This is a genomic window from Helicobacter sp. NHP22-001, assembly GCF_030270165.1.
GTDB lineage: Bacteria > Campylobacterota > Campylobacteria > Campylobacterales > Helicobacteraceae > Helicobacter > Helicobacter gastrofelis.
This window is the reverse complement of sequence record NZ_BSWS01000001.1, coordinates 76,083-101,899: the sequence shown is the minus strand read 5'-3', so window position 1 is coordinate 101,899 and position 25,817 is coordinate 76,083. Positions and strand designations below refer to the sequence as shown.

27 protein-coding genes and 1 pseudogene are annotated in these 25,817 nt (G+C 47.7%); 14 read left to right on the top strand and 14 right to left on the bottom strand.

Annotated elements, in window-relative coordinates:
* Positions 1-2,176 precede the first annotated feature (2,176 nt).
* From QSJ47_RS00520 to QSJ47_RS00485, 8 genes are read left to right on the top strand one after another with little or no spacing between them, the layout of a single operon-like run.
* Positions 2,177-3,220 carry a flagellar basal body P-ring protein FlgI gene (locus QSJ47_RS00520; protein WP_221272624.1) on the top strand — a complete coding sequence of 348 codons (1,044 nt, stop codon included), beginning with the start codon at positions 2,177-2,179 and terminating at the stop codon, positions 3,218-3,220.
* Positions 3,217-3,537, top strand: a complete 321-nt coding sequence (locus QSJ47_RS00515) for a hypothetical protein (RefSeq protein WP_221271719.1) — start codon at positions 3,217-3,219, stop codon at positions 3,535-3,537. The genes QSJ47_RS00520 and QSJ47_RS00515 overlap by 4 nt, the downstream gene beginning before the upstream one ends.
* A gap of 4 nt (positions 3,538-3,541) precedes the next feature.
* Complete coding sequence (locus QSJ47_RS00510) at positions 3,542-4,546, top strand: sensor histidine kinase (RefSeq protein WP_285602106.1); 1,005 nt, start codon at positions 3,542-3,544, stop codon at positions 4,544-4,546.
* A gap of 57 nt (positions 4,547-4,603) precedes the next feature.
* The gene (gene metG, locus QSJ47_RS00505) at positions 4,604-6,472 is read left to right on the top strand and encodes a methionine--tRNA ligase (protein ID WP_285602105.1); all 1,869 of its coding nucleotides are present in this window, start codon (positions 4,604-4,606) and stop codon (positions 6,470-6,472) included.
* Complete coding sequence (locus tag QSJ47_RS00500) at positions 6,472-7,428, top strand: hypothetical protein (RefSeq protein ID WP_285602104.1); 957 nt, start codon at positions 6,472-6,474, stop codon at positions 7,426-7,428. Before metG ends, QSJ47_RS00500 begins: the two co-directional genes overlap by 1 nt.
* The gene (gene cmoB, locus QSJ47_RS00495; protein ID WP_260321581.1) at positions 7,415-8,221 is read left to right on the top strand and encodes a tRNA 5-methoxyuridine(34)/uridine 5-oxyacetic acid(34) synthase CmoB; all 807 of its coding nucleotides are present in this window, start codon (positions 7,415-7,417) and stop codon (positions 8,219-8,221) included. Before QSJ47_RS00500 ends, cmoB begins: the two co-directional genes overlap by 14 nt.
* Before the next feature lie 11 nt (positions 8,222-8,232).
* Positions 8,233-8,652, top strand: a complete 420-nt coding sequence (locus tag QSJ47_RS00490; protein ID WP_221271710.1) for a PaaI family thioesterase — start codon at positions 8,233-8,235, stop codon at positions 8,650-8,652.
* Entirely contained in the window at positions 8,649-9,782 is a 1,134-nt protein-coding gene (locus QSJ47_RS00485) for a glycosyltransferase (protein WP_221271708.1), read from the top strand. Before QSJ47_RS00490 ends, QSJ47_RS00485 begins: the two co-directional genes overlap by 4 nt.
* A gap of 1 nt (position 9,783) precedes the next feature.
* On the opposite strand, the gene QSJ47_RS00480 is transcribed toward QSJ47_RS00485, so the two are convergent.
* From QSJ47_RS00480 to ggt, 6 genes are all read right to left on the bottom strand, one after another.
* A complete protein-coding gene (locus QSJ47_RS00480) occupies positions 9,784-10,332 on the bottom strand; it encodes a YtfJ family protein (protein WP_221271706.1) in 549 nt (182 codons plus the stop codon).
* Between the two features lie 73 nt (positions 10,333-10,405).
* Positions 10,406-10,990, bottom strand: coding sequence for an HNH endonuclease (locus QSJ47_RS00475; RefSeq protein ID WP_221271705.1), 585 nt, complete (start codon positions 10,988-10,990; stop codon positions 10,406-10,408).
* On the bottom strand, positions 10,978-11,757 hold the full coding sequence (locus QSJ47_RS00470; RefSeq protein ID WP_285602103.1) for a DNA-methyltransferase: 780 nt from the start codon (positions 11,755-11,757) through the stop codon (positions 10,978-10,980). The genes QSJ47_RS00475 and QSJ47_RS00470 overlap by 13 nt, the downstream gene beginning before the upstream one ends.
* Positions 11,754-12,341, bottom strand: a complete 588-nt coding sequence (gene coaE / locus QSJ47_RS00465) for a dephospho-CoA kinase (RefSeq protein WP_221271702.1) — start codon at positions 12,339-12,341, stop codon at positions 11,754-11,756. The genes QSJ47_RS00470 and coaE overlap by 4 nt, the downstream gene beginning before the upstream one ends.
* Positions 12,338-13,090: a spermine/spermidine synthase domain-containing protein gene (locus QSJ47_RS00460; protein ID WP_221271699.1), complete on the bottom strand. Its 753-nt coding sequence runs from the start codon at positions 13,088-13,090 to the stop codon at positions 12,338-12,340. The genes coaE and QSJ47_RS00460 overlap by 4 nt, the downstream gene beginning before the upstream one ends.
* Complete coding sequence (ggt, locus tag QSJ47_RS00455) at positions 13,090-14,763, bottom strand: gamma-glutamyltransferase (protein WP_285602102.1); 1,674 nt, start codon at positions 14,761-14,763, stop codon at positions 13,090-13,092. Before ggt ends, QSJ47_RS00460 begins: the two co-directional genes overlap by 1 nt.
* Before the next feature lie 108 nt (positions 14,764-14,871).
* Between ggt and QSJ47_RS00450 the strand changes: the two genes are divergently transcribed.
* From QSJ47_RS00450 to QSJ47_RS00425, 6 genes are read left to right on the top strand one after another with little or no spacing between them, the layout of a single operon-like run.
* Positions 14,872-16,374 (top strand): DNA polymerase III subunit gamma/tau, encoded by a 1,503-nt coding sequence (locus tag QSJ47_RS00450; RefSeq protein WP_285602101.1) that lies wholly within the window; start codon positions 14,872-14,874, stop codon positions 16,372-16,374.
* Positions 16,374-16,793: a tRNA (adenosine(37)-N6)-threonylcarbamoyltransferase complex ATPase subunit type 1 TsaE gene (gene tsaE / locus QSJ47_RS00445; RefSeq protein ID WP_285602100.1), complete on the top strand. Its 420-nt coding sequence runs from the start codon at positions 16,374-16,376 to the stop codon at positions 16,791-16,793. The genes QSJ47_RS00450 and tsaE overlap by 1 nt, the downstream gene beginning before the upstream one ends.
* Positions 16,786-17,508 carry an LPS export ABC transporter ATP-binding protein gene (gene lptB, locus QSJ47_RS00440; RefSeq protein ID WP_221271694.1) on the top strand — a complete coding sequence of 241 codons (723 nt, stop codon included), beginning with the start codon at positions 16,786-16,788 and terminating at the stop codon, positions 17,506-17,508. The genes tsaE and lptB overlap by 8 nt, the downstream gene beginning before the upstream one ends.
* A complete protein-coding gene (locus QSJ47_RS00435; RefSeq protein ID WP_221271692.1) occupies positions 17,508-18,767 on the top strand; it encodes an RNA polymerase factor sigma-54 in 1,260 nt (419 codons plus the stop codon). Before lptB ends, QSJ47_RS00435 begins: the two co-directional genes overlap by 1 nt.
* A gap of 33 nt (positions 18,768-18,800) precedes the next feature.
* A complete protein-coding gene (locus QSJ47_RS00430; protein ID WP_285602099.1) occupies positions 18,801-19,298 on the top strand; it encodes an SEL1-like repeat protein in 498 nt (165 codons plus the stop codon).
* Between the two features lie 19 nt (positions 19,299-19,317).
* On the top strand, positions 19,318-19,659 hold the full coding sequence (locus tag QSJ47_RS00425) for an SEL1-like repeat protein (protein ID WP_221271688.1): 342 nt from the start codon (positions 19,318-19,320) through the stop codon (positions 19,657-19,659).
* Here QSJ47_RS00425 and QSJ47_RS00420 read toward each other — a convergent pair.
* The 8 genes and pseudogenes from QSJ47_RS00420 to QSJ47_RS00385 form a co-directional block, all read right to left on the bottom strand.
* Positions 19,656-20,036 (bottom strand): immunoglobulin domain-containing protein, encoded by a 381-nt coding sequence (locus QSJ47_RS00420; RefSeq protein ID WP_285602098.1) that lies wholly within the window; start codon positions 20,034-20,036, stop codon positions 19,656-19,658. The genes QSJ47_RS00425 and QSJ47_RS00420 overlap by 4 nt on opposite strands.
* Before the next feature lie 73 nt (positions 20,037-20,109).
* A complete protein-coding gene (locus QSJ47_RS00415) occupies positions 20,110-20,997 on the bottom strand; it encodes a DUF2156 domain-containing protein (RefSeq protein ID WP_221271685.1) in 888 nt (295 codons plus the stop codon).
* Positions 20,987-21,715, bottom strand: a complete 729-nt coding sequence (locus tag QSJ47_RS00410) for a chorismate mutase (RefSeq protein WP_260321730.1) — start codon at positions 21,713-21,715, stop codon at positions 20,987-20,989. The genes QSJ47_RS00415 and QSJ47_RS00410 overlap by 11 nt, the downstream gene beginning before the upstream one ends.
* Positions 21,698-22,894, bottom strand: a pseudogene (lysA, locus tag QSJ47_RS00405) (diaminopimelate decarboxylase); the annotation flags it as partial. The gene QSJ47_RS00410 and the pseudogene lysA, both read right to left, overlap by 18 nt.
* 17 nt (positions 22,895-22,911) lie before the next feature.
* Entirely contained in the window at positions 22,912-23,478 is a 567-nt protein-coding gene (locus QSJ47_RS00400; RefSeq protein ID WP_221271683.1) for a 2-oxoacid:acceptor oxidoreductase family protein, read from the bottom strand.
* 9 nt (positions 23,479-23,487) lie between these two features.
* Positions 23,488-24,312: a 2-oxoglutarate ferredoxin oxidoreductase subunit beta gene (locus QSJ47_RS00395; protein ID WP_221271682.1), complete on the bottom strand. Its 825-nt coding sequence runs from the start codon at positions 24,310-24,312 to the stop codon at positions 23,488-23,490.
* Positions 24,312-25,436 carry a 2-oxoglutarate synthase subunit alpha gene (locus QSJ47_RS00390; protein WP_221271681.1) on the bottom strand — a complete coding sequence of 375 codons (1,125 nt, stop codon included), beginning with the start codon at positions 25,434-25,436 and terminating at the stop codon, positions 24,312-24,314. The genes QSJ47_RS00395 and QSJ47_RS00390 overlap by 1 nt, the downstream gene beginning before the upstream one ends.
* Positions 25,433-25,774: a 4Fe-4S binding protein gene (locus QSJ47_RS00385; RefSeq protein ID WP_285602097.1), complete on the bottom strand. Its 342-nt coding sequence runs from the start codon at positions 25,772-25,774 to the stop codon at positions 25,433-25,435. Before QSJ47_RS00385 ends, QSJ47_RS00390 begins: the two co-directional genes overlap by 4 nt.
* Positions 25,775-25,817 lie beyond the last annotated feature (43 nt).

The following is a 25,817-nucleotide window of genomic DNA, read 5'->3' as shown; positions in this document are numbered from 1 at the left end:
TGCGACTCTAACACTACTTGACACACATACTTCCACACAGCTCTCTCAATAAATGCCCTCACAAAAGCCTTTTCTTGCCACACTATGTATTTCTCTAAGATTGTTGTTTGCACTGGATCTTGGGGTTTGGAGACTGGGTCTTGTTGCTGGGGTGTAGTGAGCTTGGCTATGGGTTGTTGCTGTGATTTAAGGGCATCTAATTCTTGTTGGCATTGTCTGTTGGGCTAATCTGTTGTCGTTTTTACCGCTTGTTATATCACTTCCTCTTAGTCTTTTTCCAAGGTTTGGAGTTCTAGGGTCTTGGTGAGTTCATCACTCATGCGTTCTAGGTCGCCTCGTAAAGTTTTGATTGTGTGCTCTTGGCCGACAACTTGGGCTTCGAGCTCATCGTAAGTGGGGGTTTGGGTCGTGTAGGATTGTAGTTGCTATTTGAGTGTCCCCATTGTCTTTTTACAAACTTTCAAAATACCTTAGCAACTCTTTAACACCGCCAAACTCTATATCCCTGGTTTTCTCAGCGTTACATAGTCATCTTGTTTACAGATTTTTGGGACACCTAATGTTTCACATAGCGCATTAGTTGCTTTGAAGCCTTAGCTTGTGCCTCTGTAATTTGTTTAGTATCTTGGGGTTTGAGGGATTTACCCGTATTGGTGTTTATGGTTCTACAAGTTCTTCTAAGGTGTTCTTGGCTTCTTGGAGTTTTGAAGTCAATGCTATTTCTCGTTGTCTCACTCAGTTTAGGCGGTCTTAAGGATGTTGATCTGTGTTGTGAGAGCTTGTTGGTCTTGCTTTTCTGTTGAGAGCCGTGCATTGTTTTTAGCTTGTTCTTGCAAAGCTACCCCCTTTATACCCCTCTCCCCGTGCCTCAGCAACTTTTTATTGAGCTCATCTATGGATACATAGCTCCCTTGGGATTGATTGCTGTGGTTTAGTCTTGGAGTTCTTGGATTGTGCTGTTTTTTCTTTGTTAGCTTTTATCCAAAACCCCACTTCACACTGTAATGCGGCTATATAGCCTTCAGCAAGTTCAAACTGCCTTAATAATCCACTCTTGCCCCCAAAAATATTTCTCCCCGCACGCCACAAAGTTTCCGCAAACCCAAGAGATCAAGCAAGAGTCTGAGTAAGAAAACGATATATTTAAGGATTTGAGAGGTGCGAGCTGTTTGAGAATAAATAGTAAAGAGTATGTTCTTACATTTTTGGTTGGCTTACTGATCTTTGGCCATGGTTGCTTATCGGGTTTTTTAGTCTCTCTTTCAAAATAGGATTCAACCACAACCCAAGTTAAGCTAAGGGTTATTTGTAACATCAAAGAAATCTACAATACTTTTCTTTTTAAATAAATCTTTGTTTAAGCCATTTGGTGAGTCAGATTAGCATTGAACTCCAAACTAGCGTTCTGTCCAACAATACTGTCCTTGTAAGCATGATCTGCCAGAGAGATTAAGACCTATAACATTTAGACAGTAAATGTGTAACTACTTGAATTAAGAGTATATCAAGAGCATATTAATTCAATATATAGTATTACAAGTCTTTCCTTAGAACAGTTCAATCGGTCTATTAAAGTATATACGGTGCGGCACTGTATTGTGGTGACTTGGAGCAGTAAAATTTACATGCTCTCCTTTAAACAAAGCAAGGAGTCTTGGGGGAGTGGTTTTTAATCAATAGAAAATAAACGGCAGAAGGACAAAGGGGTTATTTTATAAATTATATTATTTTGAAAAAACTAAAGACTAACCTTACTAGCTAAAGTTCACTTTTATCTAAGGTATTTTAAAAGTTTTAATATCCTCGTTCATACTTAAACGATAAGAAAACCCCCTATGAGATTTATGAGAGACAAGAAGAGAAACTCTATCAAAAGAGAACATGGAGAGCTGTCTCTAGTGAAATGCAATCACGGCATGTCTTTAAGTTATAATTGAGACTTAGGGCATAAAAAGGCGTGCCTTGTTTAATTACTCCAAGCACCATTTTAGCTACAGATAGAGATTTACATGCACTTTAAAGGGGAATCAATATTCTTGCAAGGAATATTTTTAAGAATTCTCTAAGCTTTTATTTTAACAAATTACTCTATAATGGATCGTTCTTTTGAGATAGAGATGCAAGTGAATTGAGAGTGCTTAAGGGCTCTGTGAGATTAGGACAATTGGGTTGGGCTATGCTTAAAAAATGCGCTTGGGCTTTGTGCTTGTGTGGGGTGTTATCCACGGGCTTGCACGCTGAAAAGATTGAAGATGTCGCCAATATCGTGGGCGTGCGGGATAATCAGTTGATCGGTTATGGCTTGGTGATAGGGCTCAATGGCACGGGGGATAAGTCGGGCTCGAAATTCACTATGCAATCCATCGCCAATATGCTAGAGAGCGTGAATGTCAAGGTTTCCCCTGATGATATTAAGTCTAAAAATGTCGCCGCTGTGATGATCACCGCCACACTGCCTTCTTTTGCCAGACAAGGCGATAAAATCGATGTGCAAATCTCCTCCATAGGGGATGCAAAGTCCATAGACCATGGCGTGTTGGTGATGACCCCCTTAACGGCAATCGATGGCAATATCTACGCCATTGCACAAGGGAGCGTGAGTTTAGGCAATTCTAAAAACTTGCTCTCAGGCACGATCGTCAATGGTGCGACCATTGAACGCGAAGTCGCCTACGATTTGGCGCACAAAAATGGCATGACTTTAAGCTTAAAACGCCCCGATTTTAAAAACGCCGTGAAAATCCAAGAAGCCCTAAACGAAGCCTTTAAAGAACCCGTAGCCCTAGCCATTGACCCCAAAACCATTAAATTAAGAAAGCCCGCAAAGCTCACTATGGTGGAGTTTCTGGCCCTCATCCAAGAAATCAATATCAGTTACAGCAACCAAAATAAAATCATCATTGACGAGAAGTCGGGCACCGTGGTGGCAGGTGTGGATATTGTGGTGCATCCGGTGGTCGTAACGAGTGGAGACATTACGATTAAAATCACCAAAGAACCCCTAGAGCCCAAAAAGGGCAAAGCCAAAAAGGACATTACAAAGCTAGGACCTAACACCGCCCTAGACACTAAAGAGAACATTTTAAGCACCCCCAAAGCCACGATCGCTAGCGTGGTGAAAGCCTTGCAAAAAATCGGGGTGAGTTCTAAAAGCATTGTGTCGATTTTAGAAGCCATGAAAAAAAGCGGCGCGATCAGCGCAGAAATGGAGGTCATATGATTAAGAACAATTTAGACATTTACAACCAATACCTAGCCAATAAACTAGACGCAAACAAGCTCAAACACGCCAAAGGAGGCAAGCTAGAGGATCAACAACTCAAAACCCAAACCGATGCCTTTGAATCCTTGCTTTTAAAGTTCATGCTAGACACGGCGTTAAAACTAGATAACCCGCTTTATCCTAAGCAGGCGGGCAGTGAGATTTACCAATCTATGTATAAAGATTCGCTCTCTAACCAGCTCAGCGGGCATTTTGGTTATAGCGAATTGCTGTTTAACTTCTTAAAAGAGCAAGAGGCGCAGAAAAAGGGATAGCCTAGTGGATCAAAATATCCTAGACAATATCGGGGGGCAAGATAGACAGGAGCTGTTGCGACTACTCAATGAATTTATTTTGCAAAGCTATAAAGTTGAAAAAGAGTTTAAAGACTACAAAGCTTTATACGAGTGGGTGATCGAGATTTTGCCCCAAGCTATTTGGGTGATCAACGAGAACAAAAGCTTTTTTTACAAGAACAGCAAGGCGATTGAGAGCCAAGAAGTTTTTGAAAAGGCAAGGGCTCTAGGTTTTAACACCGAGATCGAGCATGAGGGTAAAAACTATCTCTTTCAAAACAACAAAATCCAAGGCAAGGAAATCATCACCGCCACGGACATTACCAAACAAAAACGCCAAGAGCGGTTAGTGTCTATGGGTAAAATCTCCGCCCATTTAGCCCACGAGATTAGAAACCCTGTAGGCTCAATTTCGCTTTTAACTTCAGTGCTCTTAAAAAAAGTGGAGGACAAGACTAAGCCCATTGTCTTTGAGTTGCAACGCGCGCTGTGGCGCGTGGAGAGGATCATTAAGGCGACTTTATTGTTCTCTAAAGGCGTGCATGCTAATAAAGTCCCCCAAAGTTTGGGGCTTTTAGAGGACGAAATCAAAGAAGCCCTAAATCAATACAGCTACACCAAGGACATTAGCCTAAAGACCGCCATTGCGCCTATCAGCGCATCTTATGACTTAAGCTTGCTCTCTATTGCCCTGCAAAACTTTCTATACAACGCCATCGATGCGATTGAAGAGGGGGCTTGCGAGGAGGGGCATATCGAAGTGATTGCCTTTGAAGAAAATGAGTGGGTGGTGTTTCACATTAAAGACGATGGCAAGGAAGTTTTAGATAAAGATTTGCTCTTTGAGCCTTTTGAGACTACGAAATTAAAGGGCAATGGGCTAGGGCTGGCTTTGTCCTTGCAAGTCGTGCAAGCACATGGGGGCAAAATCACGCTCTTAGACACAGCAGAAAAAACCTTTGAAATCCGCATTTTAAAAGACTTGTAGCCGTGCCTAGTTTATGCTTTTGTGCTATGATAAGCCTTTTTTAGTCAAAGGTTTGCCATGCAAAAAATGTTAATCACCACCCCCATTTATTATGTCAATGACAGCCCCCACTTAGGGCATGCCTACACGACTTTCATTGCCGACATGCTCAAAAAATACCACAGCCTGCAAGGCAAAGAAGTGTTTTTACTCACCGGCACAGACGAGCATGGGCAAAAGATCGCTCTAAGTGCCAGCAAGCACCATTTAAGCCCCTTGGAGTATGCGTCTAAAATTAGCCAAAAATTTAGGACAGAGTGGGATTATTTTAAAATCGATTACAACCACTTTGTCCGCACCACAGATAGCACACACGAGCAAGCCGTGCAACAAGCCCTTGACACAATGCTAGCAAAGGGCGACATTTATAAAGGCACTTATGAGGGCAATTATTGCGTGAGCTGTGAGAGTTTTACCACAAACAGCACCACTTGCCCAGATTGCAACCGCCCCACGAGCAAGGTCGCCGAGGAGAGCTATTTTTTTAGATTGAGCGCCTACCAAGAGAGGCTTTTGGACTTTTATAACAAGCACCCACACGCCATTTTGCCCCTGTTTCGCCGTAATGAAGTGGTGAGTTTCATTAAGCAGGGCTTGCACGATTTGTCCATCACCCGCACGAGTTTTGAGTGGGGCGTGCCCTTACCCAGGCACTTAAACGAGCCTAGGCATGTCGTGTATGTGTGGCTAGACGCACTTTTAAGCTATGTGAGTTCTCTAGGCTATGGCACAGACAATGCCAACATAGACTATGTCAACCACGCCCTACACATTGTCGGCAAGGACATTTTGCGTTTCCACGCCATTTATTGGGTCGCCTTTTTAATGAGCCTAGATTTGCCTATTTTTCAGCAACTCTGTGTGCATGGTTGGTGGCTCATTGAGGGGGTGAAAATGAGTAAGAGCATCGGCAATGTGCTCAACGCCAAAGACTTAGCCCAAAGCTATGGAGCTGAGGCTTTGCGTTATTTTCTTTTAAGAGAAGCCCCATTAGGACAAGACGGGGATTTTAGTGTCCAAGCCCTAATTCGCCGTTTCAACGCCGATTTAAGCAACACTTTAGGTAATTTAATCCAAAGGCTGGCAGGACTACTTAAACCCTTTAGTGGGGAGCTTAAGAGCACCCACACCCTTGAGTTTTACGCCCCCCTTTACACCCAGTGGCAGGCGCAATTAGAGAGTTTAAAGGGGTATTTGCAAGAGTTGCAACTACACCGCTATTTAGAGGAGTTGTGGCGTGTTTTTGAGGCGTGCAACGCCACAATCGCCAAAGAACAGCCATGGGCGCTTGCCAAAACCAACCCCAAGAAAGCCCAGGCACTGCTTGCCCTTGTGGCAACCTTTTTAGCTAAAAGCGTGTTTTATCTCTACCCCGTGTTGCCCGAAAGTGCCAGTAAGCTCGCCAAGTGGCTACACATCAGTCTAGAGCCTAAGAGTTTTCAAGCGTATATGCAAAAAGACTTTTTACTCCCCGCCTTAAATCTAGCCCCCATAGAAGCCCTTTATCCTAAGCTTGAAGAAGTGCAAGCCACAACCAAAGAAACCCCCAAAGAACCCCAAAATGCCTACATTAAATTTGAGGACTTTAGTAAGCTAGACCTACAAGTCGGCACCATTGTCAAGGCTGAAAAAGTGCCTAAGAGTGATAAACTCTTGTGCCTACAAATAGACTTTGGCGGACGGGTGCGTCAAATTCTATCGGGCATCGCTAAGCACTACAGCCCTGAGAGCCTAGAGGGCAAGCAAGTTTGTGCTCTTCTTAATCTGCCCCCCCGCCCCATGTTAGGGCTAGTGAGTGAGGGCATGGTGCTTAGTGCTAGCGATAAAGACGGGCTAAAACTCATCACCCCCCTAGAGCTTGTCAGTAATGGGGCAAAGATTGGCTAGTGGATGTCTGTGAAGTCGTGGCGGTCACAAAGGGGTTTTTAAAGAGCGAACCTTTTGTGCGTGCTTTCACCCACACCACAGCTAAACTTTCTAGCGTGAAAAAGGGCTGTTTATTTGTCGCCTTTGAGCCGGCTTGTATTGAGGAGGCGGTGCGTCTTGGGGCTTATGGGGTGCTGTTTGAAAAACAAGCCCCAATCAGCGACCCCGAGATTGCGTGGATTTGCGTAGAGAACTTGCAAGAGGCGGTGTTTAAGCTCTTGTATTACAAGTTTTTAGACGCTCCCCTATCCCTTTATAAACTCTCTAGCCTAGAGATCGAGATCTTTAACAAACTTGCTAAGGCTCCCGGCGTGTGTGCCTTTGAGGGGGATTTTTTAGAGCTTTTAAATTTGGACTTAAAGGGCATACACACCTTGCTTTTAACCCACACCCCCCCCAAACTCACCCCCCAAGAAATCGCAAGCACCCCCCCCTACACTCTCTTACAAGTGCAACTTTTTAGTTTGTCGCTGTGCTACAAGGGGCAAAGGCATGATTTAAAAATCTCAGGGCTATACGCCACAGAGTTAGCAAGGGTGCTAAATCTTTGTGAGAGTTTGGGGCTGGAGGTGCATTTAAGCCATTTAGGCACGCTAAGTCACATGCAACCGCATTACACCAACAAACGCCTAGAGTTATGCCCCTTCGGGCAAAGTGAGCGGATATTGATTTATGAAAGGCACACTACAGAGTTGCCCCGCATGCTAGACTTTGTGAGAACCACAGCCCCCTATCACAGGCTAGAAATCTTTAGCCAGGAGCCCCTAGAGCTCGCCCACACCCCCTATACAGACCTACAAGATTTGCAAAGCTTGCTGTGTGCTAAAGATTATTCGCTAGGCTTGGTGCTAGGCAATGTGCCTTTACAAGAACTTTGGCACAAACCCACAAGAAGGGGCTTGTTTGACCCGCTGTGAGGGCATCCATAGGGGCGTGCCTATTTGCCTACCCCCTGAATTATCTTTAGAGCAAGTCTATCAAGAGGCATTAGCCCTAAAGCCATGGCGCAAAGGACCTTTTTGTTTTACCCAAAACGATAAGGGCTTTTGCATTGACAGCGAATGGCAAAGCTACATGAAATGGGATTTAATCAAGGGGGCAATCAACCTAGAGGGGCTAGAAGTCGCCGACATAGGGTGCAACAATGGCTACTACCTTTTTTGCATGCAAGAGCAACGCCCTAAAAGCCTAGTGGGCTTTGATCCTAGCCCACTTTGTGAAAGACAATTTCATTGGCTCAATGGTTTTTTAAAGACCCCCATTCTTTACGAGAAACTGGGTGTGGAGGACTTACGCACCTACCCTAAACACTTTGATGTGCTCTTTTGTTTGGGCGTGCTTTACCACAGAAAAGACCCGCATAGCACGCTTAAAGCCTTGTTTATGGGCTTAAAGCCTAGCGGGGTGTTGGTGCTAGACACCTTGATTTATGACAGCCCCCTAGAAGTCGCCCTATGCCCTAGCACCTATGCCAAAATGTCTAATGTCTTTTTTATCCCTAGCCCTAAAGCCTTGCAAAATTGGGCTTTTAAGGCGGGCTTTAAAGAGTGTAGCCCCCTTGCCTTTAAAAGCACGGACACAAGCGAACAACGCAAAAGTGCGTGGATTGACGGGCTTAGTTTAGAGTCCTTTTTAGACCCTAAAGACCCTACAAAGAGCATAGAGGGTTACCCTGCCCCCCTTAGGGGGTATTTTATCTTGCGTAAATGAAAGGATGAGCTATGGAAACGCCGATTGAAGAGGGCTTGCTGGTTTGCTCCAAATTAGACCAAACCCTTTGCGCCGACTTAGTGTCCTTTGGGGGCAATAAAGCCACCGTGTGTTTCACGCCTAAAGAGTTCATGCTCTGTGAAGAAGACGTCGTGCATGCGGGCTTTATTGTGAGTGCAGCGAGTTTTGCAGCTTTGTGTGCGCTGAATAAAAAGAATAGCCTCATTTCTTCCATGAAATTAGGCTTACTCGCCCCCATTGAGCTCAAGCAAGAGGTGTTTTTTAATGCGGTGGTGGTGCATGCCAGCTCTAAGAAATGTGCCGTGCATGTGGAGGGGGAGTTTATGGAAATCAAAGTCTTTGAGGGGGATTTTGAGATTTTAGTCTTTGAGAAACGCCCCTTTAAATTCAATTTTAAGGAAGATCAGTGATTGTTGCCTTAGTAGTGGATAGTTTTGAGGACAAGAGCAACGGGACTTCAATGACTTGTTATCGCTTTTACCAAGCCCTAAAAGCAAGGGGGCATGAGGTGCGGGTGGTCGCGCCCTTTGTCCATGGCGATGGCTTTTATGGCTTGCAAGAGCGCTATATCCCCTTAGTTACCGAGATTTCGCACAAACAGCACATGATTTTTGGCAAGCCCGATAGAGAGATTTTAGCCCAAGCCTTTGAGGGCGTGGACATTGTGCATGTCTTTTTGCCCTTTAAGCTAGAAAAAGTCGCCGTTGAGGTGGCGCATAAATTAAAAGTCCCCTATGTCGGGGCGTTTCACCTACAGCCCGAGCATATCACCTATAATATGAAGTTACAAAACTTAGGCTGGTTGAACCGCTTTATCTTTTGGTGGTTTAAGCAAAACTACTACCAACACATACACCATATCCATTGCCCCTCCCCCTTGATTAAAGCCGAGCTAGAAAGGCATGGCTATGGGGGCAAAAAGTATGTCATTTCTAACGGCTTTGACCCCCTTTATGCCAAACGCCCTAAGAATACCAAGACAGATAACCTCTACCATATCATCATGATCGGGCGTTACTCTAATGAGAAAAACCAGCAGGTGTTGATAGAGGCGGTGCGTCTAAGTAAGTATAAAGAGCAAATCAAACTCCACTTAAAGGGCATAGGACCCAATCTAGCAAAACTACAAAAATGCGCTGAGGGGCTCGCCCACCCTGTGGATTTTGGCTTTTTAGAGCCTAAGGACTTACTCGCCCTGCTTTATCAATGCGATTTATACATCCACACCGCCGATGTGGAGGGCGAGGCGATCGCCTGTTTAGAGGCGATGAGTTGCGGGATTGTGCCTATCATTTCAGATAGTAAAATCAGTGCCACAAATCAATTTGCCCTAGACGATCGTTCGCTCTTTAAGTCCAACGACCCCAAAGACTTAGCCCAAAAGATCGACTATTGGCTAGAACACCCCGATGAGCGCACTGAGGCTGAAAACGCCTACGCCACCAGCGCACAAAACTACACCCTAGAGGACTCCATCCAAAAAGCCCTGGCCATGTATGCAGAGGCGATTAGGGATTTTCAGCACATTTATAGGAGTTAACCTACTCTTGCTGCAATTTTTTAGCCAAGTTAAGAACCTGCTGTATTTGGGCGTTGGTGAGCTTGCCCTCGTGCACAAAGCGCACCTTGCCCGCCTTGTCCAACACCACAATCAAGCTTTCTTGCTTTTTTAGATCCCACGCCTTTTGCACCACCCCGTCATTGTCCATCACCACTTGGCTATTGGGGTGTTGCTTTTTCGCCTTCTTGGTTTCCCCTTTGGCAAAAAGTCCCGTCCCCATGATGGCATCGTCTATGTTGACAATGTTCGTTGTTTGGTATTTGTTCTCATCAAAATGTGCGATCACGATTTTGTCCATGAGGGGTTGGTTTTCTGCCTTAACACTCTTGCGCCCCGCCATGTGTTGCAAAATCCGCACCTTGCCCACTAAGTTTTTGCTGTCCCACACCTTGTAATCTATGGAATTGCCATGCAAGATGATTTCGCCCTTGTCTTGCACCACCACTTCTTTTAAGGGTTGGTTTAACACAATGTTTGATCCCCACGCTACACCCAACGCTACAAATAGACTTCCAAATATCCTTTGCAAAACACGCCTTTAAATTGGAATAAAGAGGCATTATACACCTTTTAACCCTTGAGCTCAAAGAGCTCTTACAAGATTAATCTTTGTGGGGTTTTTGCCACACCACATGCCCATTAATGCCATGTTTTTCATACACGCTAAGCACTTCTTCTAAAAAGGCGACTAGCTCCATCTCGCCCGCCTCTTGTGCGCTCTCAAGCAGGCGTAGAAACATTTTCTTACCCGTCTCTGTCTGATTAAAATTCTTTTTTAAGAAATTATGCCTAGCGCATAAAGTTTGCCCGTTTTCTAAAGTGGCTTTGCCCCCTAAGTCTTTAGGTTTGATGTGATCGACATGCAATTCTACCCCCTCTTTTTCTCCAGCCCCGCAAATTACACAAGCATACCCGTCCCTCTCTAGGATTTGCTTTTTTAAAGCCGGGGTAAAGTCCTCTAAATTGGGGTGCAAGGTGAAATTAGGATCGTAACGATACACACCCTTAGAAACCTTGATTAATTTTCCTTGTTGGTGCAAGGATCGAATCCCTCGATCTGGGTCCCTAAACACCTTGCCTGTGCGCTCTTTGTATTCTTTCACCACCCAATCCACCACCTCTGGGTGGGCGATGTCTCTATTAGGATTTGCCTTAAAAAACTCCATAATTAAATCTAACTGCCCCATAAATTCCCCTCTTTTGCCACCTCTTTTAAAAACCGCTCTTTGGCGAGGGCGCAGTAAGTGCTATCTAGCTCTAAACCCACAAAGGCGCGTTTATGTAGGTGGGCTTCAAGCATGGTCGTCCCACTCCCGCTAAAGGGATCGCAAATGGTGTCGCCCACAAAGCTAAAAAGTTTAATGCAGCGACGGGGCAATTCTCTAGGGAAGGGGGCAGGATGACCTATGCGCTTTTTGGACTCCCCATTAAACTGCCAAAGCCCATTCGTCCAAGCCATAAACTCCTCTTTGCTCATGTCGCTTTCCCCCTTGTGCATTTTACGCCATGTGCGTTTGTAAAAAAGCACGATAAGCTCCACGGGGGCGATGACATAGGGGGCAGATGCGCTAAGCCAGCTGCCCCACGCCGTGCGTCTAGAGATGTTGCCTTCATTCCAAACGATGCTGCCGTGATAGCACCAGCCCACCTTTTTAGCTAGGGTGATTAAATCTGCCCCCACGCTCTGTTGCCCGCCCTTGTTTTTATCAAGGGGGATATTCAAACACAGCCGCCCACTATCCTTGCTCCATAAATAGACATTTGTAAGCCAAGTGCGGCTAAAATCTAAATACTCCAAATAACTTTGGCTGTCCTCACTGCCGTTGTAGGCGATCCCCACATTGTAGGGCGGGGAGGTGATGGTGCAATCTAGGCTCTCTTTTTCTAAGGCTTTGGGGTCTAGGGCGTTGGCGTGGTGTAAAGAGACGTTCTCGTGGCTGAAGTAAAGGCTCATAGATTCTTTAAAAAAGCTTCAACTTGGATTTGCAAGTGTTTTAAGTCCTTGGAGTTGTCTAGGATGTAGGAGCTTAGGGCACGCTTGGCTTCAATGTCCATTTGGGCATTTAGGCGTTTTAAAATCTGCTCTTGGCTTAGTTTGTCTCTCTTAGCCACCCTTTGCATTTGCACCTCTCTAGGGGCATAGACCAAGACGATTTGCGAAATAGCATAACTCTTTTGCCCTTCGATCTCAAAATACAGCGGGATGTCTAAGAAATAGGGCTTTTGGCTCTGCTCTAGGCTGTGGGCTTGTTGCAATAAATCTAGGCGGATCTTGGGGTGTAAAAACGCCTCAAGGGCTGCCCTTTTGGCTGGGTCGCTAAAAACAAGCGTGCCTAGTTTGGGGCGTGAAACTCGCCCCCCCTCGCTAATGCCCTCGCCAAAAATTTCAATCAACTCCTTTGCGTGCTTTTCTAACAAGGCATGGGCACTCTTGTCTGCGTCTATGATGGTATGCCCGTGCAAGGCAAGCAGGCTAGCCACGGTGCTTTTGCCCGTGCCTATGCCTCCGGTGAGCACAAAAGCGTGTTTTAGACTCAATTTTTAAATAGCCCTAAATGGTCTTGGTGTAGCCATTGAGGCTGGGCAAAGGCGGCGGTGTGGATGTCCTCGTTGTAGTGGCGTAAGCCCTCAAGCATATCCACCCTTTGCAAGATCAAATCCGCTAGGGGGTGGGCTTGCTTGGAGGCAAAGAAATAATGCGTGCTAAAGGGTGCATAGGGGCTAGAAAAGGGCATTAGAACACTAAAGTGGGGGGCAAGCTCTTGCACGCTTGTTTTAAAGGCTTGTGGCTCTACTAGGGGGCTTGGCGCACTGGTAATTAAAATCCCCTCAATGCCAAGCATGCGCTGCAAGCCATCGATTTGGTGGGCGTTTAGAGGGCTTAAAGAGAAGATCAGGTCATATTTTTTCACCTCTAAATCGAGGATTTTAGAAACCTGCTTGAAGTGGGGATTGGTTTTGAGTGCATCCAAGTGGGGTAAGAAGTCTTTTAAATTCTCTAGCAAAGTTCCCTCTTCTTGCACAAAATCCACTTTTAAGTGCTCATGGCGCAACAACTCAAAGGCGATTTCTATGTTAAAACCCCCTAAAATCAAAGACTCTTTAGGGTGTGGATGCGTGCAAGCGGCGATATGGGCTAAAAGCTCGGCTTCTAAATGGGGGAAGTTTTGCAAGAGTAACCCCCCTTGTTGCCCCGTGATTTGGGCGACTTGCCCCATTTTTGAGCTATAAAGCATGGCTTGACAACTTTTGCCCTCTAAGGTTTTTGTCGGTTCAAACGCAAACATTAAAATTCCTTGCGGGGGTCGTGCGCGCCATACATCATGTGGCTCTTAGAGTTGATCACAATTGCGTTCACATCGCCCATCACGGGTTTAACCACAATGTGGTAGCCCATTTTTTCTAGGTTTTCTTGCACATCTTTAACCATGCCAAAAGGTTCGGTGCGGATTTCATCGGGCAACCATTGCATATGAAATCGTGGGGCACTCACGGCTTGAGAAATATCCATTTTATGGTCGATCACATTGCTGATCACCTGTAACACCGTGGTGATGATGCGTGCGCCCCCGGGGCTGCCCACCACCATAAAGACCTTGTTGTTTTTCAGAACAATAGTGGGCGACATGGAGCTTAGGGGGCGTTTGTTGGGCTCAATGGCATTAGCCTCTCCGCCCACAAGCCCGTAAAGGTTGGGTGTGCCCGGTTTTATAGAGAAGTCGTCCATTTCGTCATTCAGCAAAAAACCCGCCCCATTCACGGCGGCGGCACTGCCGTAGTAGTTGTTGATGGTGTAGGTGATGCTCACCGCATTGCCCCACTTATCCGCCACAGAGTAGTGTGTGGTGTTCTTGCCCTCGTGCAGCTGCCCTAGCCCGGGGTTGATTTGGCTGCTGGGTGTGGCTTTGTCTGGTTGGATATGTGCGTAAATTTCTTTGGCGTATTCTTTGCTGGTGAGTTTTTCTAGAGGGATGGCGATGAAGTCAGGGTCTCCCATATACACGGAGCGGTCGGCGTAGGCTTGGCGCATCGCCTCTGCCATGATGTGGATGGTTTGGCTAGAGCCAAAGCCAAGTTTATGCAAATTGGCGTTCTCCATAGTGTTTAAAATCTCAATCACATGTGCCCCACCTGAGCTGGGCGGTCCCATTGAGATGATTTTATAGCCCCTATAACTACCGACCACAGGTTTACGCCACACCACATTGTAGGTAGCGAGGTCTTTTTTGCTGATGATCCCACCATTTTTGCGCATGTCATCCACGATCAAATCCGCAATTTTGCCCTTGTAAAAGGCATCTGCGCCTTTATCCCTAATGAGCATTAGGGTTTTGGCTAGGTCTTTTTGCACAAACAAATCCCCCTCTTGGTAAGCCACCATGCCCTTTTTTAGAAAGTATTTGCGACTGCTGGCGTATTTGGCAAAGCGGGGCTTGTTATCAAGCATGGTTTGCCCCTGCCTTTGAGTGAGCCTAAAGCCATTTTGGGCTAAGTCAATCGCTGGCTGTATAAGGGTGGCAAGCTTGCGGCTGCCGTATTTTTTACGCAATGCCTCCAAGCCCGCCACGGTGCCGGGCACGCCTGCGGCCAAGTAGCCATCAGTGCTTAGGTTAGGCACAACGTTGCCTTTTTTATCTAAGTACATGTTTTTTGTGGCTTTTAGGGGGGCCTTTTCTCTAAAGTCTAGGGTTACATTCTCCCCATTGGCTAGGTGGATCACCGCAAAGCCGCCTCCGCCCAAGTTGCCCGAAGAGGGGTGCACCACCGCTAAAGCGTAACCAATCGCCACCGCCGCATCAATGGCGTTGCCCCCCTCATCTAAAATCTTTTGCCCCACTTTATCGGCAAGGGCATGGCTGGTTAGGGCTAGAGCCCGCCCCTTAATGGGGGGGTAGGATGCTCCAAAAACTAAACTCGCATTGATAACAACTATTGCGCATAGACGCATCAATACACGCATATTTGCCTCCAAAAAGTTCAATAAAGCCGACATTCTAGCATGAATTACTTGAGCCAAGCCCTCATGCAAATTAGGCTATAATGTTGCATTCACTTTAAAGGACACCCCTTGAGTCTTGCGCTGAAATACCGCCCCAAACATTTTAACGAATTGGTGGGGCAAGAGAGTGTTGCCAAAACTTTAAGTCTAGCCTTAGAGAGTGGGCGTTTGGCACACGCCTATTTGTTTAGTGGGCTCAGGGGCAGCGGCAAGACGAGCAGCGCGCGCATTTTTGCTAGGGCTCTGCAATGCGCTAAGGGGATTAGTGCCACGCCTTGCGACTCTTGCCCCTCTTGCGCAGAAAGTTTGCAAGGATCGCATTTAGACACCATAGAGATGGACGGCGCGTCTAATCGGCGGATTGAAGATGTGCGCGGCATCATCGAGCAGAGCAAGTACAAACCCTCGCTAGGCCGCTTTAAAATCTTCATCATTGACGAAGTGCATATGCTCACCAAAGAAGCCTTCAACGCCCTATTAAAAACCCTAGAAGAGCCCCCAGCCCATGTCAAATTCATTCTAGCCACCACAGATCCCTTTAAATTGCCCGCCACCATTTTAAGCCGCACGCAGCAATTCCACTTTAAAAAAATCCCCCTTAAGGCGATCGTGGCGCATTTGAAGTTGATCTTTGAAAAAGAGGGTGTAGACTATGAAGAGCCAGCCTTAGAAATGTTAGCCCGCAGTGGAGGTGGGAGTTTGCGCGACACTTTGACCCTAGCCGAGCAAGCCATAAGTTTTAGCAACCAAAATGTGAGCGCCCTAGCCACGAGCCAAATGTTAGGGCTTGTGGATAGCAGAGTTTTAGAAGAGTTTTTTAGCGCCCTAGTGGCAGGCAAGAGTGTAGAAAATTTATTGCAAAGTCTAGCCGAATACGACACGGCTATGGTGTTAGAAGAGATGGCGCGTTTTTTAAAAGAGGCCATGCTTAGCCAAAAGTTGCTCTTAAGCGTGCTCGAGCCTTTCATGAGTGCGATCGCGCAGGCGCAACCCCTACTCAACTATGGGGCGGATGGGGATTTTGTGCTGGCTTTAAGCACGCTTAAAATGCAAGCCAGCTTACAACAGCCCCAAACCGCCCAAGCACAGCCCACACAAATAGCCACACCAAAAACCACCCACCAAGCCCCACAGCCACAGCAAGCCACACTCCATCCACAGCCCACGCCCACAACCCAAGCCCTCCAAACCGCCCACAAAAACCCAGCCCAAAGCACACGACCCCCGCAAGCCGACCCTAAAGAGTTGTTTAAACAACTCATTGCCAAGATAGAGAGCACAAATACAAAATTGGGTAGGGTGTTCAGGGAGCTTTTGGTGTTTAAGTCCTTTGATAATGGCATTTTATTCTTGCACTCTAACGCTGATGAGAGCGCAAGTTTGCTTTTACGCGAGCATTATAAAACCTTGATTGTGCCCTGCTTAAAAGAGGTCTTTGGGGCAAACGCCCGCATAGAAACCGACAAATCCAAGCCAAAACCCCTAGAGCAGTTTAAAGAGAACAACCCCTCCTTAATGCAAGCCATGCAGGATAACCTCGGCACAACCGATGGCAAAGTGGAGGATTGCTAATGTTAGACATGCACGCCACCCTCGCCCAAATCCCCCAAGTGGTGCAAGCTGTGCAAGCGCATTTAGGCATGCGTAGTTTGGTGTTCTTGCAAGGGGATTTAGGCAGCGGTAAGACCACTTTCGTGCAGCACTTTTGTAAAGGATTAAACGCCCCTCTAGCCACTTCGCCCACTTTTAGCCTGCTACACACCTACAAGACCCCCGAGCTTTGCATTTACCACTATGATTTTTATTTAAAAGGCTTTGAAGAGCTGCACGCTTTAGGGGTGTTGGAGAACTTGGAGCAGGGGGGGGTGCACTTTATAGAGTGGGGGGATTTACCTTTGTTGTCTTGGCTCAAATCCTGCGGTTTTAGCCCCCTCATCTTAAGCCTTGAGCGCCAAGATGAAGCTTGCCACTACAAGCTAATGCATGGATAAACTCAAAGCCGAGAACTTAAGCAAGCAAATTAAGAAAACCAAAATCGTGCATGATGTGTCTTTAGAGGTGGAGAGCGGGCAGGTGGTGGGTTTGCTTGGACCTAATGGAGCGGGCAAAACCACGACCTTTTATATGATTTGTGGGCTCTTGCAGCCCAGCGGGGGCAAGGTGTATTTAAACGACATTGACCTATCTAGCTACCCCCTGCACCAACGCTCGAATATGGGCATTGGCTACCTGCCCCAAGAGTCGAGCATTTTTAAGGATTTGAGCGTGCAGGACAATTTAATGCTCGCTGCCCAAACGACTTTTAAGAGCAATAAAGAGGCGCTTGAGCGCATTGAAGAAATGCTCGATGCCTTCAATATCCAAGCCATCAGGGAGCGGCGAGGGATGTCTTTAAGTGGGGGGGAGCGGCGTAGGGTGGAGATCGCACGGGCTCTAGTGAAAAACCCCAAATTTATTTTATTAGACGAGCCCTTTGCGGGGGTGGATCCCATTGCGGTGTTAGACATACAAAAAATTATAGAACACTTGGTGGAGATGAATATCGGGGTGCTCATCACCGACCACAATGTGCGCGAAACTTTGAATGTGTGCCATAGGGCGTATGTGATCAAAAGTGGGGCCTTGCTAGCAAGCGGGAGTGCGGCACAAATTTACGACAACCCCTTAGTGCGTAAATACTATTTAGGGGAGAATTTCAAGGCTTAATGCTGCGCGCCCGCCCCAATCTTAAAAATAAACTCTCCGCCACCCTTAAAAGCTGGCTGCCTATTCTACAAAGCGACCCTTTAGAGATTGAAGAAACTTTACTAAACTGCGCCAAGGACAACCCCTTCGTGCGGGTGCAAAGCGGCATGCGCACGGACTTTAGCAGCCATAAGTTTTACAAGCCCCCCAAAAACGCCCTAGGCGATCAAATCGAGCGCCTAAGTGTGCGCCCAAAGAGCCTACACGAAACCTTAAACGAACAGCTCTTGCCCCCCCTCTTTCCCACCCCCATGTCCTTAAAAATCGCCACCGACATTATCGAAAATTTAAACCCAGAGGGGTATTTTGAGGGCGACACACAGGCGCAGGCGCTGAACTTAGGCGTGGAAGTTGCCGACTATGAGAAGGTGCGCCAACGCTTTGCCTATTTAGACCCCCCGGGTGTGGGGGCGTGCAACTTGCTAGAAAGTTTTGCCTTTCAGCTTGCCCAGCACGAGGAGCTAGACACACCCACCTATGAGCTGTGTGCCCGCATTTTAAAGGATTTAGAGCAACACCAACAGCACCGCCACCACCCTCTATATGCCAAAGCCATGCAGGTCATCACTTCCTTTAAAAACCCCCCGGCCCTAGAGTTTGGTGAGAGTTTGCCCCCCATTATCCCCGATATTTTGGTGCTAGAGGAGGACGGAGACATTAGCGTGCAGCTTAACGAGGGCTATTACCCTAAAGTCGTGCTCGAGCAGGGCAAAATCGCCGCAGACAATGGGTATTTAAAAGAAAAGCTTAAAGAAGCACGGGACTTGGTGGATGCGCTGCAAATGCGCCACCAAACGATCCAAAAAATTGGGCTCATGCTTGTGGAGTATCAATACGACTTCTTTAAAGGCGGGGCGATCAAGCCCATGCGTTTAGTGGACCTTGCCGAAGAGTTTGGCTATGCGGCCAGCACCATTTCACGGGCAATTTCTAATAAATACTTGGCGTGCAATCGGGGGGTCTTTGCCATTAAAAGCTTTTTTGCCACTGCCCTAGAGGGCGATGTATCTAACGCCGCTATTAAAGAGTTCTTGCTGGAATTGATTAACAAGGAGGACAAACAGCACCCCATGAGCGATTTAAAGATTTTGGAGCTTGTGGAAAAGCAATTTGGGCTAAAGATGGTGCGCCGCACCATCACCAAATACCGCAAACTTTTAAATATCGCCAGCTCCACTGAGCGCAAAAAGCTCTATGGCATGGCGTTGGATTTAACATAGCATGCTAGAATCACCGCTTGCAAAAGGAGTTGCATGTCCGCTGAAATGGGTTTAAATTTGAGTGATGCCGCTTTGTTGGAGTTGTTCAACGCCTACAATGGATGTGGCAAGAGGCAGGCGGCGGCGGGGGTGGCGAGCGTGCGCTTTTGCCCACATGGCGTGCAAGATTATCTAAGGGCATTTAGCCTATATAAACAGATCGTGCTCGGGCATTGCCGCAATGGACAGGTCTTCCACCGCCTCGCCCAAATGTATGAAAAAGGGCAGGGCGTGGCACAGGACATGCAAAAAGCCCTGTCGTGCTATCAGGGCGTGGTGCAAGTGGGGGTGAAAACGCAGTGGATTTATATCCACGCTTTGACGAAGCTCATTGCGGCCTATGAAATGGGCGATGGCGTGGAGCAAGACGCGCAAAAAGCCCTGCACTACCAAAGCAAGTTGAGCGAGGCGAAGTTAGAGGTTACCAGGTCTTACTTGCGCCTTTATCTCAAAAAGCCCAACCCTAGAGCAAAACGCAGGCTCTCTTTTTGAACTTGAAACAAGGATGCCCATGCTAGAGGATTTGTCCCATTTGTCTTTGCACTTGAGCGATGACGCTCTATTAGATTTGTTTAACCAATACAATGGGGAGGTGTGTGGCGCACCCCACATGGTGCAAGAGTATCTAATGGCGTTTGAGTACTTTTGCAAAATCGCCCGCAAAGAAAACGATTTTGGCTATGAGTTTTATGCTCTTGGCAAAATGTATGAACTCGGGCAAGGCGTGGCGCAAGATTTAGAGAAAGCCAAGGGACTTTATACCGAGGCGATCAAGAACTACCAAACCTACGAAGAGGGTGTGCCTGAGAACAAGCACACCCAAGCCATGCAAGACTTAGAGCAATGGCTCTAAATATCCATCCAAAAGCCCGAGTCTAAATCTTTATCGCTGTGGTGCGAGGGGCGGTCGCTGAAATTTTGGGTGTGGTTTGTGCGCCCGCAACCGAGTTTGTGGTGGTCATGCCTATGCCTCTGAGTGTTGATTGGGTTGTGCCCATGCCCGCAATGGTTAAAGGCGGGCTTTTTGTCCTTATTTAGGGTTGCTAAATACGCCCCATCCACAAAGGGCATGTTGATTTCAACGGGTTCATCAGAGAGTCTTTGCAGCACTGAGGGTTGGGGGGAAGTCTTGATGTCGGGTAAAATGGTTAAAGTCGCCCCAAATTTGGCGACAAGTTGTTGAAATTCTTGCAGGTCTTCGTGTTTCAGTTGTCGTATCAGTAAGTCCATGAGAAACTCCTTCCAATGGAATGCCTTATTTTAGGACACTAAAACTAATCAATGGTAATTTTAGTCTAAAGTTTTAGACCAAGTGGGCGTGGTACTTCTCCACAAAGAACACGGGGTTATAGCCCATTTTCGCCTGCCTTAAACCCTCAATGCCTAGATCTTCCTCTCGATTCACATATACGCAATCAGCAAAGGCGTGGACTAAGAGCTGTTGGTTGACCATTTGATAAGCCCCCCTAACGCTCGGGTCAGCCTTTTCGATGTGGATGAGTGCCATGTCCGGGTTTAATTTCTCCCCAAAGCTCATCGCCACAATGCGCCCTTCGATCCTAATCACCCCCCCTAGTAGGGGCAAGCTCTCATAAATTTCTAGCACGCTTAAAATTCCCCTATGCTCGTGCTCTAGCCCTAAATCTTGTGGGTCGTCTAGCTTATGCCACTCTTTGAGTGCCTGCATTAAATCGGGGATATTTGTAGGGCTGATGGGCTCATAGCTGTAGCGGGGGTAGAGCTTTAAAAAGGCGTTGAGATGGTTTTTCTTTTTATGGAACTTTTTACCGCTTAGGGCGATGAGCTCGGTCACGCTATAGATATAATCAAAGCGATCTCTCTTAGCCTCATAGCTAAAGGCGTGGGGGTAAAGCTGCTCTAGCTCGTCCTTATGCTCGCTTTGCAAGGCTCTAAACTCTAGGGGCTGATTTTGTGCCTTAGTGTAAGTGATGAGTGCGTCTAGCACCGCCCTTTTATCCCCTGAGCCTATGGGGTAGAAGTAAAAGGGCGACTCGTTAGGGTAAGTGGTCTGCACCACCACACAGCCCTCCACAAAGGCTAGGCAAATCTTTCTAGCCCCTTGCCATAAATACAAATTCGTAAAACTGACATCGCCCACGAGGAAGTGGTCTGCCTTTAGGGCGGAATCTAGGCGGTCCTTTTGCGCCAAATTGAGAGGGTTAAACTCCACATGCTCTCCGTGTATTGGAATAAGCGCCTAAAACAATAGATTGCAAGTGGTTGGGTAGGTCCAGCTCAATATCCACTTCCAACAAGCAGCCAAACTTTGTCGCTACAAAGTAGGGGTTATGAAAAGATTTTAGCAGAGCCTGCATTTCTTGGGTGTGTATGGGCTCAAAGAAGAGCGCCTTGCGCGTGGGGTTTGTTTGCGCCAAAAAGCCAAAACGCCCAAGCAGCAAGCACCACGCCCCCCCGACTTTAAAGCTGTGCGCGATCTCTAATTCCTGTTGCTGGATGAGCCTAGCCAACGCTTTTAAGCCCTCAGCGTGGGCGCAGGTTTTACGCACCTCCAAGATCCCGTAATCCACGCCCTTAAATAAGATCGCCTCAAAGAGTTTTAAGGGGTTCAACAAACTCAATTTAAACTTCTGCCCTAAAAGCCTTCTTGCGGTGTTGGTGTTGCCACTCACCCCCACCCTTTCAGGGGTAAGAAGCCCCCTAGACACGCTTAAAATCTCGGTATAGACACTCTCAAGCCGCCCCCCCACTTTGGCAAAAATCTCGGCTTCTCTTAGGGGGTTATAGACGCTAAACCCGGCTTGGTGCTTGTCCTTGGCAATTTGTGCGCTTAGGGCAAAACGAGCGTTTAAGAGCTGCACTAGGCTTTGATCGATTTGATCGATTTGCGCCCGTTTGGAGGCGATGCCCTCCCCTTTTAAATGCCCCATTTCGTGCCTAATCAAGTCAAAAAAGTCTTCTCTCTCTTTGAGTGTGCGGATTTTGCCCCCCTCAAACCCTAGCTCTAAGAGATTGGGGCGGCTATTGTAGTGGCTTGCCATGCTCGCCCCATATGCCCCCACCTTTTCAAAGACCAACAAATCCCCCCGCTCTAGCTTGGGTAACTCCACCCCCTTGATGAAGCAATCTGCACTTTCGCAAATAGGCCCGACTAAATCATAAGCCACCGGCTCGGCGTTTTTGGGGGTAAGCAGGCGCACGGGGTGGGTGGCTTGGTAGAGGGCAGGGCGCATAAAGTCATTCATGCCCAAATCCACAATGGCAAAGTTTTTGCGCTCGTTTGACTTGGTGTATTGCACCTTGGCAACCAAAATTCCATGCTCTGCCACCACACGCCGCCCCGGCTCGCAAATGATCGTTAAGTCTAGCCCCTCAGTGGCTTTAAATAGGGCACTGGCGTAGTCTGCTAGGGGTATGGGCTCTTGTGTTTCGTTGTAAGCCACGCCAAGCCCCCCGCCGATGTCAAAGAATTTAAGCTCTATGCCACTGGCGATCAAAAAGCGGGTAAAACCTGCCATTTTCTCAAAGGCTTGTTCTAGGGGGGCGAGTTGCAAGAGCTGCGAACCGATGTGAAAATGCAAGGCGATGGGCTCTAAAAAGAACGATTGTTTGGCAAACATAAACATTTGCACCGCCTCCTTTTCTGCCACGCCAAATTTATTCTCCCACAGCCCCGTAGAGATATAGGGGTGGGTGGCGGGGTCAATGTTAGGATTGACGCGCACGCTGATACGGGCTTTGGTGTGCTGCTCTTTGGCGATTTGCTCTATGAGCCTAAGCTCCTCAAAGGACTCCACATTTAAAAACAAAATCCCCCGCTCGAGGGCTTCTTGTATCTCGCTCTCTAGCTTGCCCACCCCGCTAAAGATGATTTTATAGGGCGCAATGCCCGCTAAAAGCGCGCGGCGGACTTCATAGATGGACACGCAGTCCGCCCCCGCCCCCGCCTTAGCTAAAACCTCCAAAAGGGCTAGATTAGAATTAGCTTTGAGGGCGTAGCAAATGAGCGATTTACACCCCCTAAAGACTTCTTTAAAGTCTAAGAAAGCCCCCCTAATGCCATCCAAATCGTAAAGATAAAAGGGGGTCTTATCCGCCAAAGTGGCGATTTGTGCGGGGTCTAACACTAAGAGATTTTTCGTGCCGCGAGCGCTTTTAGGGCGTGGGCCTCACCAATTTCAAAGGCTTTTTTATTCAGCTCCACGACTTTAGCGGGGACTTTAGAAACCATGGTTTTGAGCACCTGTTCTTTATCCACGCACCCCATCAACACCACCGTAACCGCCAAAGCCACCACCGATTGCGTGATGATGTTGCCGACCTCTTCTTTGGCAATGGTGATGATAGGGAGTTTATACAGCTGAAACTTCGCCTCATCTTCGGGTGTGGGTTGCACTAGGTTAGGGTCCACCACCACAACCCCCCCCTCCTTGACATCGCCTTTAAAGAGTTGATAACTGCTTTGGGCCACTGAGAGCATGAAATCAATCTCGCCTTCTTGGGCGTAGGGGTAAATGATTTCATTAGGGCTTAAAATAATATCCACTTTCGTGGGCCCGCCCCTTACTTGGCTGGTGTAGGTAGAGGTTTTCGTGCCAAAGCCCCCGGCTGCAATCTGCGCCTCGGCTAAGATTTCGCCCGCCAAAAGCACGCCCTGACCGCCCACGCCTGTAAATCGTAATTGTGTTTGCATCGGAGATCCTTAGGCTTTTTTCGCTTGGGCTTTGTCGATCACGCCCTGATACGCTTGGCAATACTCCATTTTGGAAGTGTCATGCCTTAGCACCCCTGTGGGGAATTTACCCACCCGCTCCTCAGGGGTCATTTCTTCGTATTTGCGGCGGCTAACAAGGCGCGATTCGATCCATTTTAAAGTCTGTGCCGCCTCGCCCATTTTGTTTTTGCGCCCTAGGTTGATGTGGCAGTTGCTGTGCACATCTACGAAGCTAAAACCCTTGTGGTTAAAGGCATCGGTAAGGATACGCTCTAACTTTTTGGGCTCTAGCACGCTCTCACGCCCCACAAAGCTCGCCCCCGCTGCCATCGCAATTTCGCAAGGATCAAAGCTGTTGTCAATGTTGCCGCCCTGAGCGGTTACGGTCCACATACCATTGGGTGTGGTGGGGGAGGTCTGCGAGTTGGTTAAGCCGTAGATGAAGTTATCCACCAAGACTAAGTTTAAATCGATGTTGCGCCTACAAGCGTGGATGGTGTGGTTGCCCCCGATCGCAAAGCTGTCCCCATCCCCGGACACCACAATTACATGTTTAGTGGGGTTTGCCATTTTAATGCCGGTGGCGTAAGCCAATGCCCGCCCGTGTGTAGTGTGCACCGTGTTGCAATTCACATACGAACTCATGCGCCCGCTGCAGCCGATCCCGCTCACAAAGCACACATCGTCCATGTCCCAGCCTAGGGTGTCAATAGCACGGATAATGGATTTTAAAATCACCCCATCCCCACAACCCCAACACCATAAAGTGGGGGTTTTATCTACCCGTAAATAAGTGTCGTAGTCAAACGCCATTAAAACTCCTTGATTTTAGCCATGATTTGTTTGGGTGAGAAGGGGCGGCCATTGGCTTGCAACAAAGCCGGAACCTTACGCCCTAAAATGTGCTCCACTTCTTGCAGATACTGTCCCTTGTTGAGCTCCACCACGAGGATATTTTTAAACTGCTTGCCTAGCTCCTCTAGGCGTTTTTTGGGGCTAGGCCATAGAGTTAAAGGCCTAAAAAAGCCCACTTTTTTAGGGTAATTCTCAGCCTTAAGCTCTCTCAACGCCTCCTTAATTGCCAATGCGCTCGAGCCATAGGCAATCACCAATAAATCCGCCCCCTCAATGTCTATCTCTTCATTGAGGCAGACCTCATCAAGCTTGGAGTCGATTTTATTAAAGAGCCGATCCATCAGCGCGCCCCCGATTTTTGCATCCTCAGTGGGAAAGCCGATAGGCCCGTGGTGCAAACCCGTAATGTGGTAGCGGTAACCCTTGAAGAAGGGGTTTAAAATAGCGGGCTCATCATTTGGCACGCCATAGGGCTGGTAGTCTTTAGGATCGCCCTCAAACACCCGCCGATTGACAATGCTTAAATCCTGCAAGTCGGGCAAAGAAACTTTGCCGTACATGTGTCCTACGGTTTCATCCAAGAGCAAGAAGACGGGGGTCATCAACTTCTCTGCCAAGTTGAACGCACGGATGGTTTCAGTGTAGGTTTCTGCTAAACTTCCCGGAGCCAAAGCCACGGATTTAAAATCCCCATGCGTGGGGTGTTTTAAAAAGTTGACATCGCCTTGTGCCACTCGTGTGGGCATCCCCGTAGAAGGCCCTGATCGCATCACATCCACAATCACCAAAGGCGTTTCTGTCATAAAGCCATAGCCCATTTGCTCCACTTTTAAAGAAATGCCCGGTCCTGAGCTTGCCGTCATCGCCTTCACCCCGCTCATGCTCGCACCCAGTGCCACAGAAATGCCCCCGATCTCATCCTCCATTTGGATAAAATGCCCCCCGTGCTTGGGTAGTAGCCCACTCATCGCATGCATGATGTCCGAGCTTGGTGTGATAGGATAGCCCCCAAAGAAGCGGCACCCCGCCTCGATCGCCGCCCTTGCGACCAACTCATTGCCATCTGAAATCACCTCTCTCATTTGCCCCTCCCCTCTTTCACGCTTTCTTCTAAAAGCATGTAATTATTTGCCCGCACTCTAGCCCCCCTCTCCTCTGCCTCTTTAGACACCTTTGCAAATTTAAACTCCTTCTTTTCAGCCACATAAATGGCAAAATCGGGGCAACCCAGCTCACATTTGTAGCACCCGATACAACTCTCAGGGTAGGCGACCTTAGCGACCTTACCCAAAATGTGCGTGGGCTTAAAGCCCATCCCAAGCACCCCCGCCGGACACACCGACACGCACAAATCACAACCCTTACAACGGGCTTCATTGACCCAAACAGGCACGCCCTCAGGGGCTTGCATTTTCGCCATTTCATCTCCTTAAAGACCCTTAATGAAATCCGCCCGAGATACT

Excerpts from the sequence above, each read along its gene's own strand:
- QSJ47_RS00400 (WP_221271683.1), bottom strand. The coding sequence starts at position 23,478 with ATGCAAACACAATTACGATTTACAGGCGTGGGCGGTCAGGGCGTGCTT.
- QSJ47_RS00395 (WP_221271682.1), bottom strand. The coding sequence starts at position 24,312 with ATGGCGTTTGACTACGACACTTATTTACGGGTAGATAAAACCCCCACT.
- QSJ47_RS00390 (WP_221271681.1), bottom strand. The coding sequence starts at position 25,436 with ATGAGAGAGGTGATTTCAGATGGCAATGAGTTGGTCGCAAGGGCGGCG.
- QSJ47_RS00475 (WP_221271705.1), bottom strand. The coding sequence starts at position 10,990 with ATGGGGCAGTTAGATTTAATTATGGAGTTTTTTAAGGCAAATCCTAAT.
- QSJ47_RS00420 (WP_285602098.1), bottom strand. The coding sequence starts at position 20,036 with ATGGACTTACTGATACGACAACTGAAACACGAAGACCTGCAAGAATTT.
- metG (WP_285602105.1), top strand. The coding sequence starts at position 4,604 with ATGCAAAAAATGTTAATCACCACCCCCATTTATTATGTCAATGACAGC.
- QSJ47_RS00385 (WP_285602097.1), bottom strand. The coding sequence starts at position 25,774 with ATGGCGAAAATGCAAGCCCCTGAGGGCGTGCCTGTTTGGGTCAATGAA.
- QSJ47_RS00490 (WP_221271710.1), top strand. The coding sequence starts at position 8,233 with ATGGAAACGCCGATTGAAGAGGGCTTGCTGGTTTGCTCCAAATTAGAC.
- QSJ47_RS00430 (WP_285602099.1), top strand. The coding sequence starts at position 18,801 with ATGTCCGCTGAAATGGGTTTAAATTTGAGTGATGCCGCTTTGTTGGAG.
- QSJ47_RS00460 (WP_221271699.1), bottom strand. The coding sequence starts at position 13,090 with ATGTTTGCGTTTGAACCGACAAAAACCTTAGAGGGCAAAAGTTGTCAA.
- QSJ47_RS00410 (WP_260321730.1), bottom strand. The coding sequence starts at position 21,715 with ATGGGGCATTTAAAAGGGGAGGGCATCGCCTCCAAACGGGCGCAAATC.
- ggt (WP_285602102.1), bottom strand. The coding sequence starts at position 14,763 with ATGCGTGTATTGATGCGTCTATGCGCAATAGTTGTTATCAATGCGAGT.
- QSJ47_RS00470 (WP_285602103.1), bottom strand. The coding sequence starts at position 11,757 with ATGAGCCTTTACTTCAGCCACGAGAACGTCTCTTTACACCACGCCAAC.
- QSJ47_RS00435 (WP_221271692.1), top strand. The coding sequence starts at position 17,508 with ATGCTGCGCGCCCGCCCCAATCTTAAAAATAAACTCTCCGCCACCCTT.
- lptB (WP_221271694.1), top strand. The coding sequence starts at position 16,786 with ATGGATAAACTCAAAGCCGAGAACTTAAGCAAGCAAATTAAGAAAACC.
- QSJ47_RS00425 (WP_221271688.1), top strand. The coding sequence starts at position 19,318 with ATGCTAGAGGATTTGTCCCATTTGTCTTTGCACTTGAGCGATGACGCT.
- QSJ47_RS00515 (WP_221271719.1), top strand. The coding sequence starts at position 3,217 with ATGATTAAGAACAATTTAGACATTTACAACCAATACCTAGCCAATAAA.
- tsaE (WP_285602100.1), top strand. The coding sequence starts at position 16,374 with ATGTTAGACATGCACGCCACCCTCGCCCAAATCCCCCAAGTGGTGCAA.
- QSJ47_RS00520 (WP_221272624.1), top strand. The coding sequence starts at position 2,177 with ATGCTTAAAAAATGCGCTTGGGCTTTGTGCTTGTGTGGGGTGTTATCC.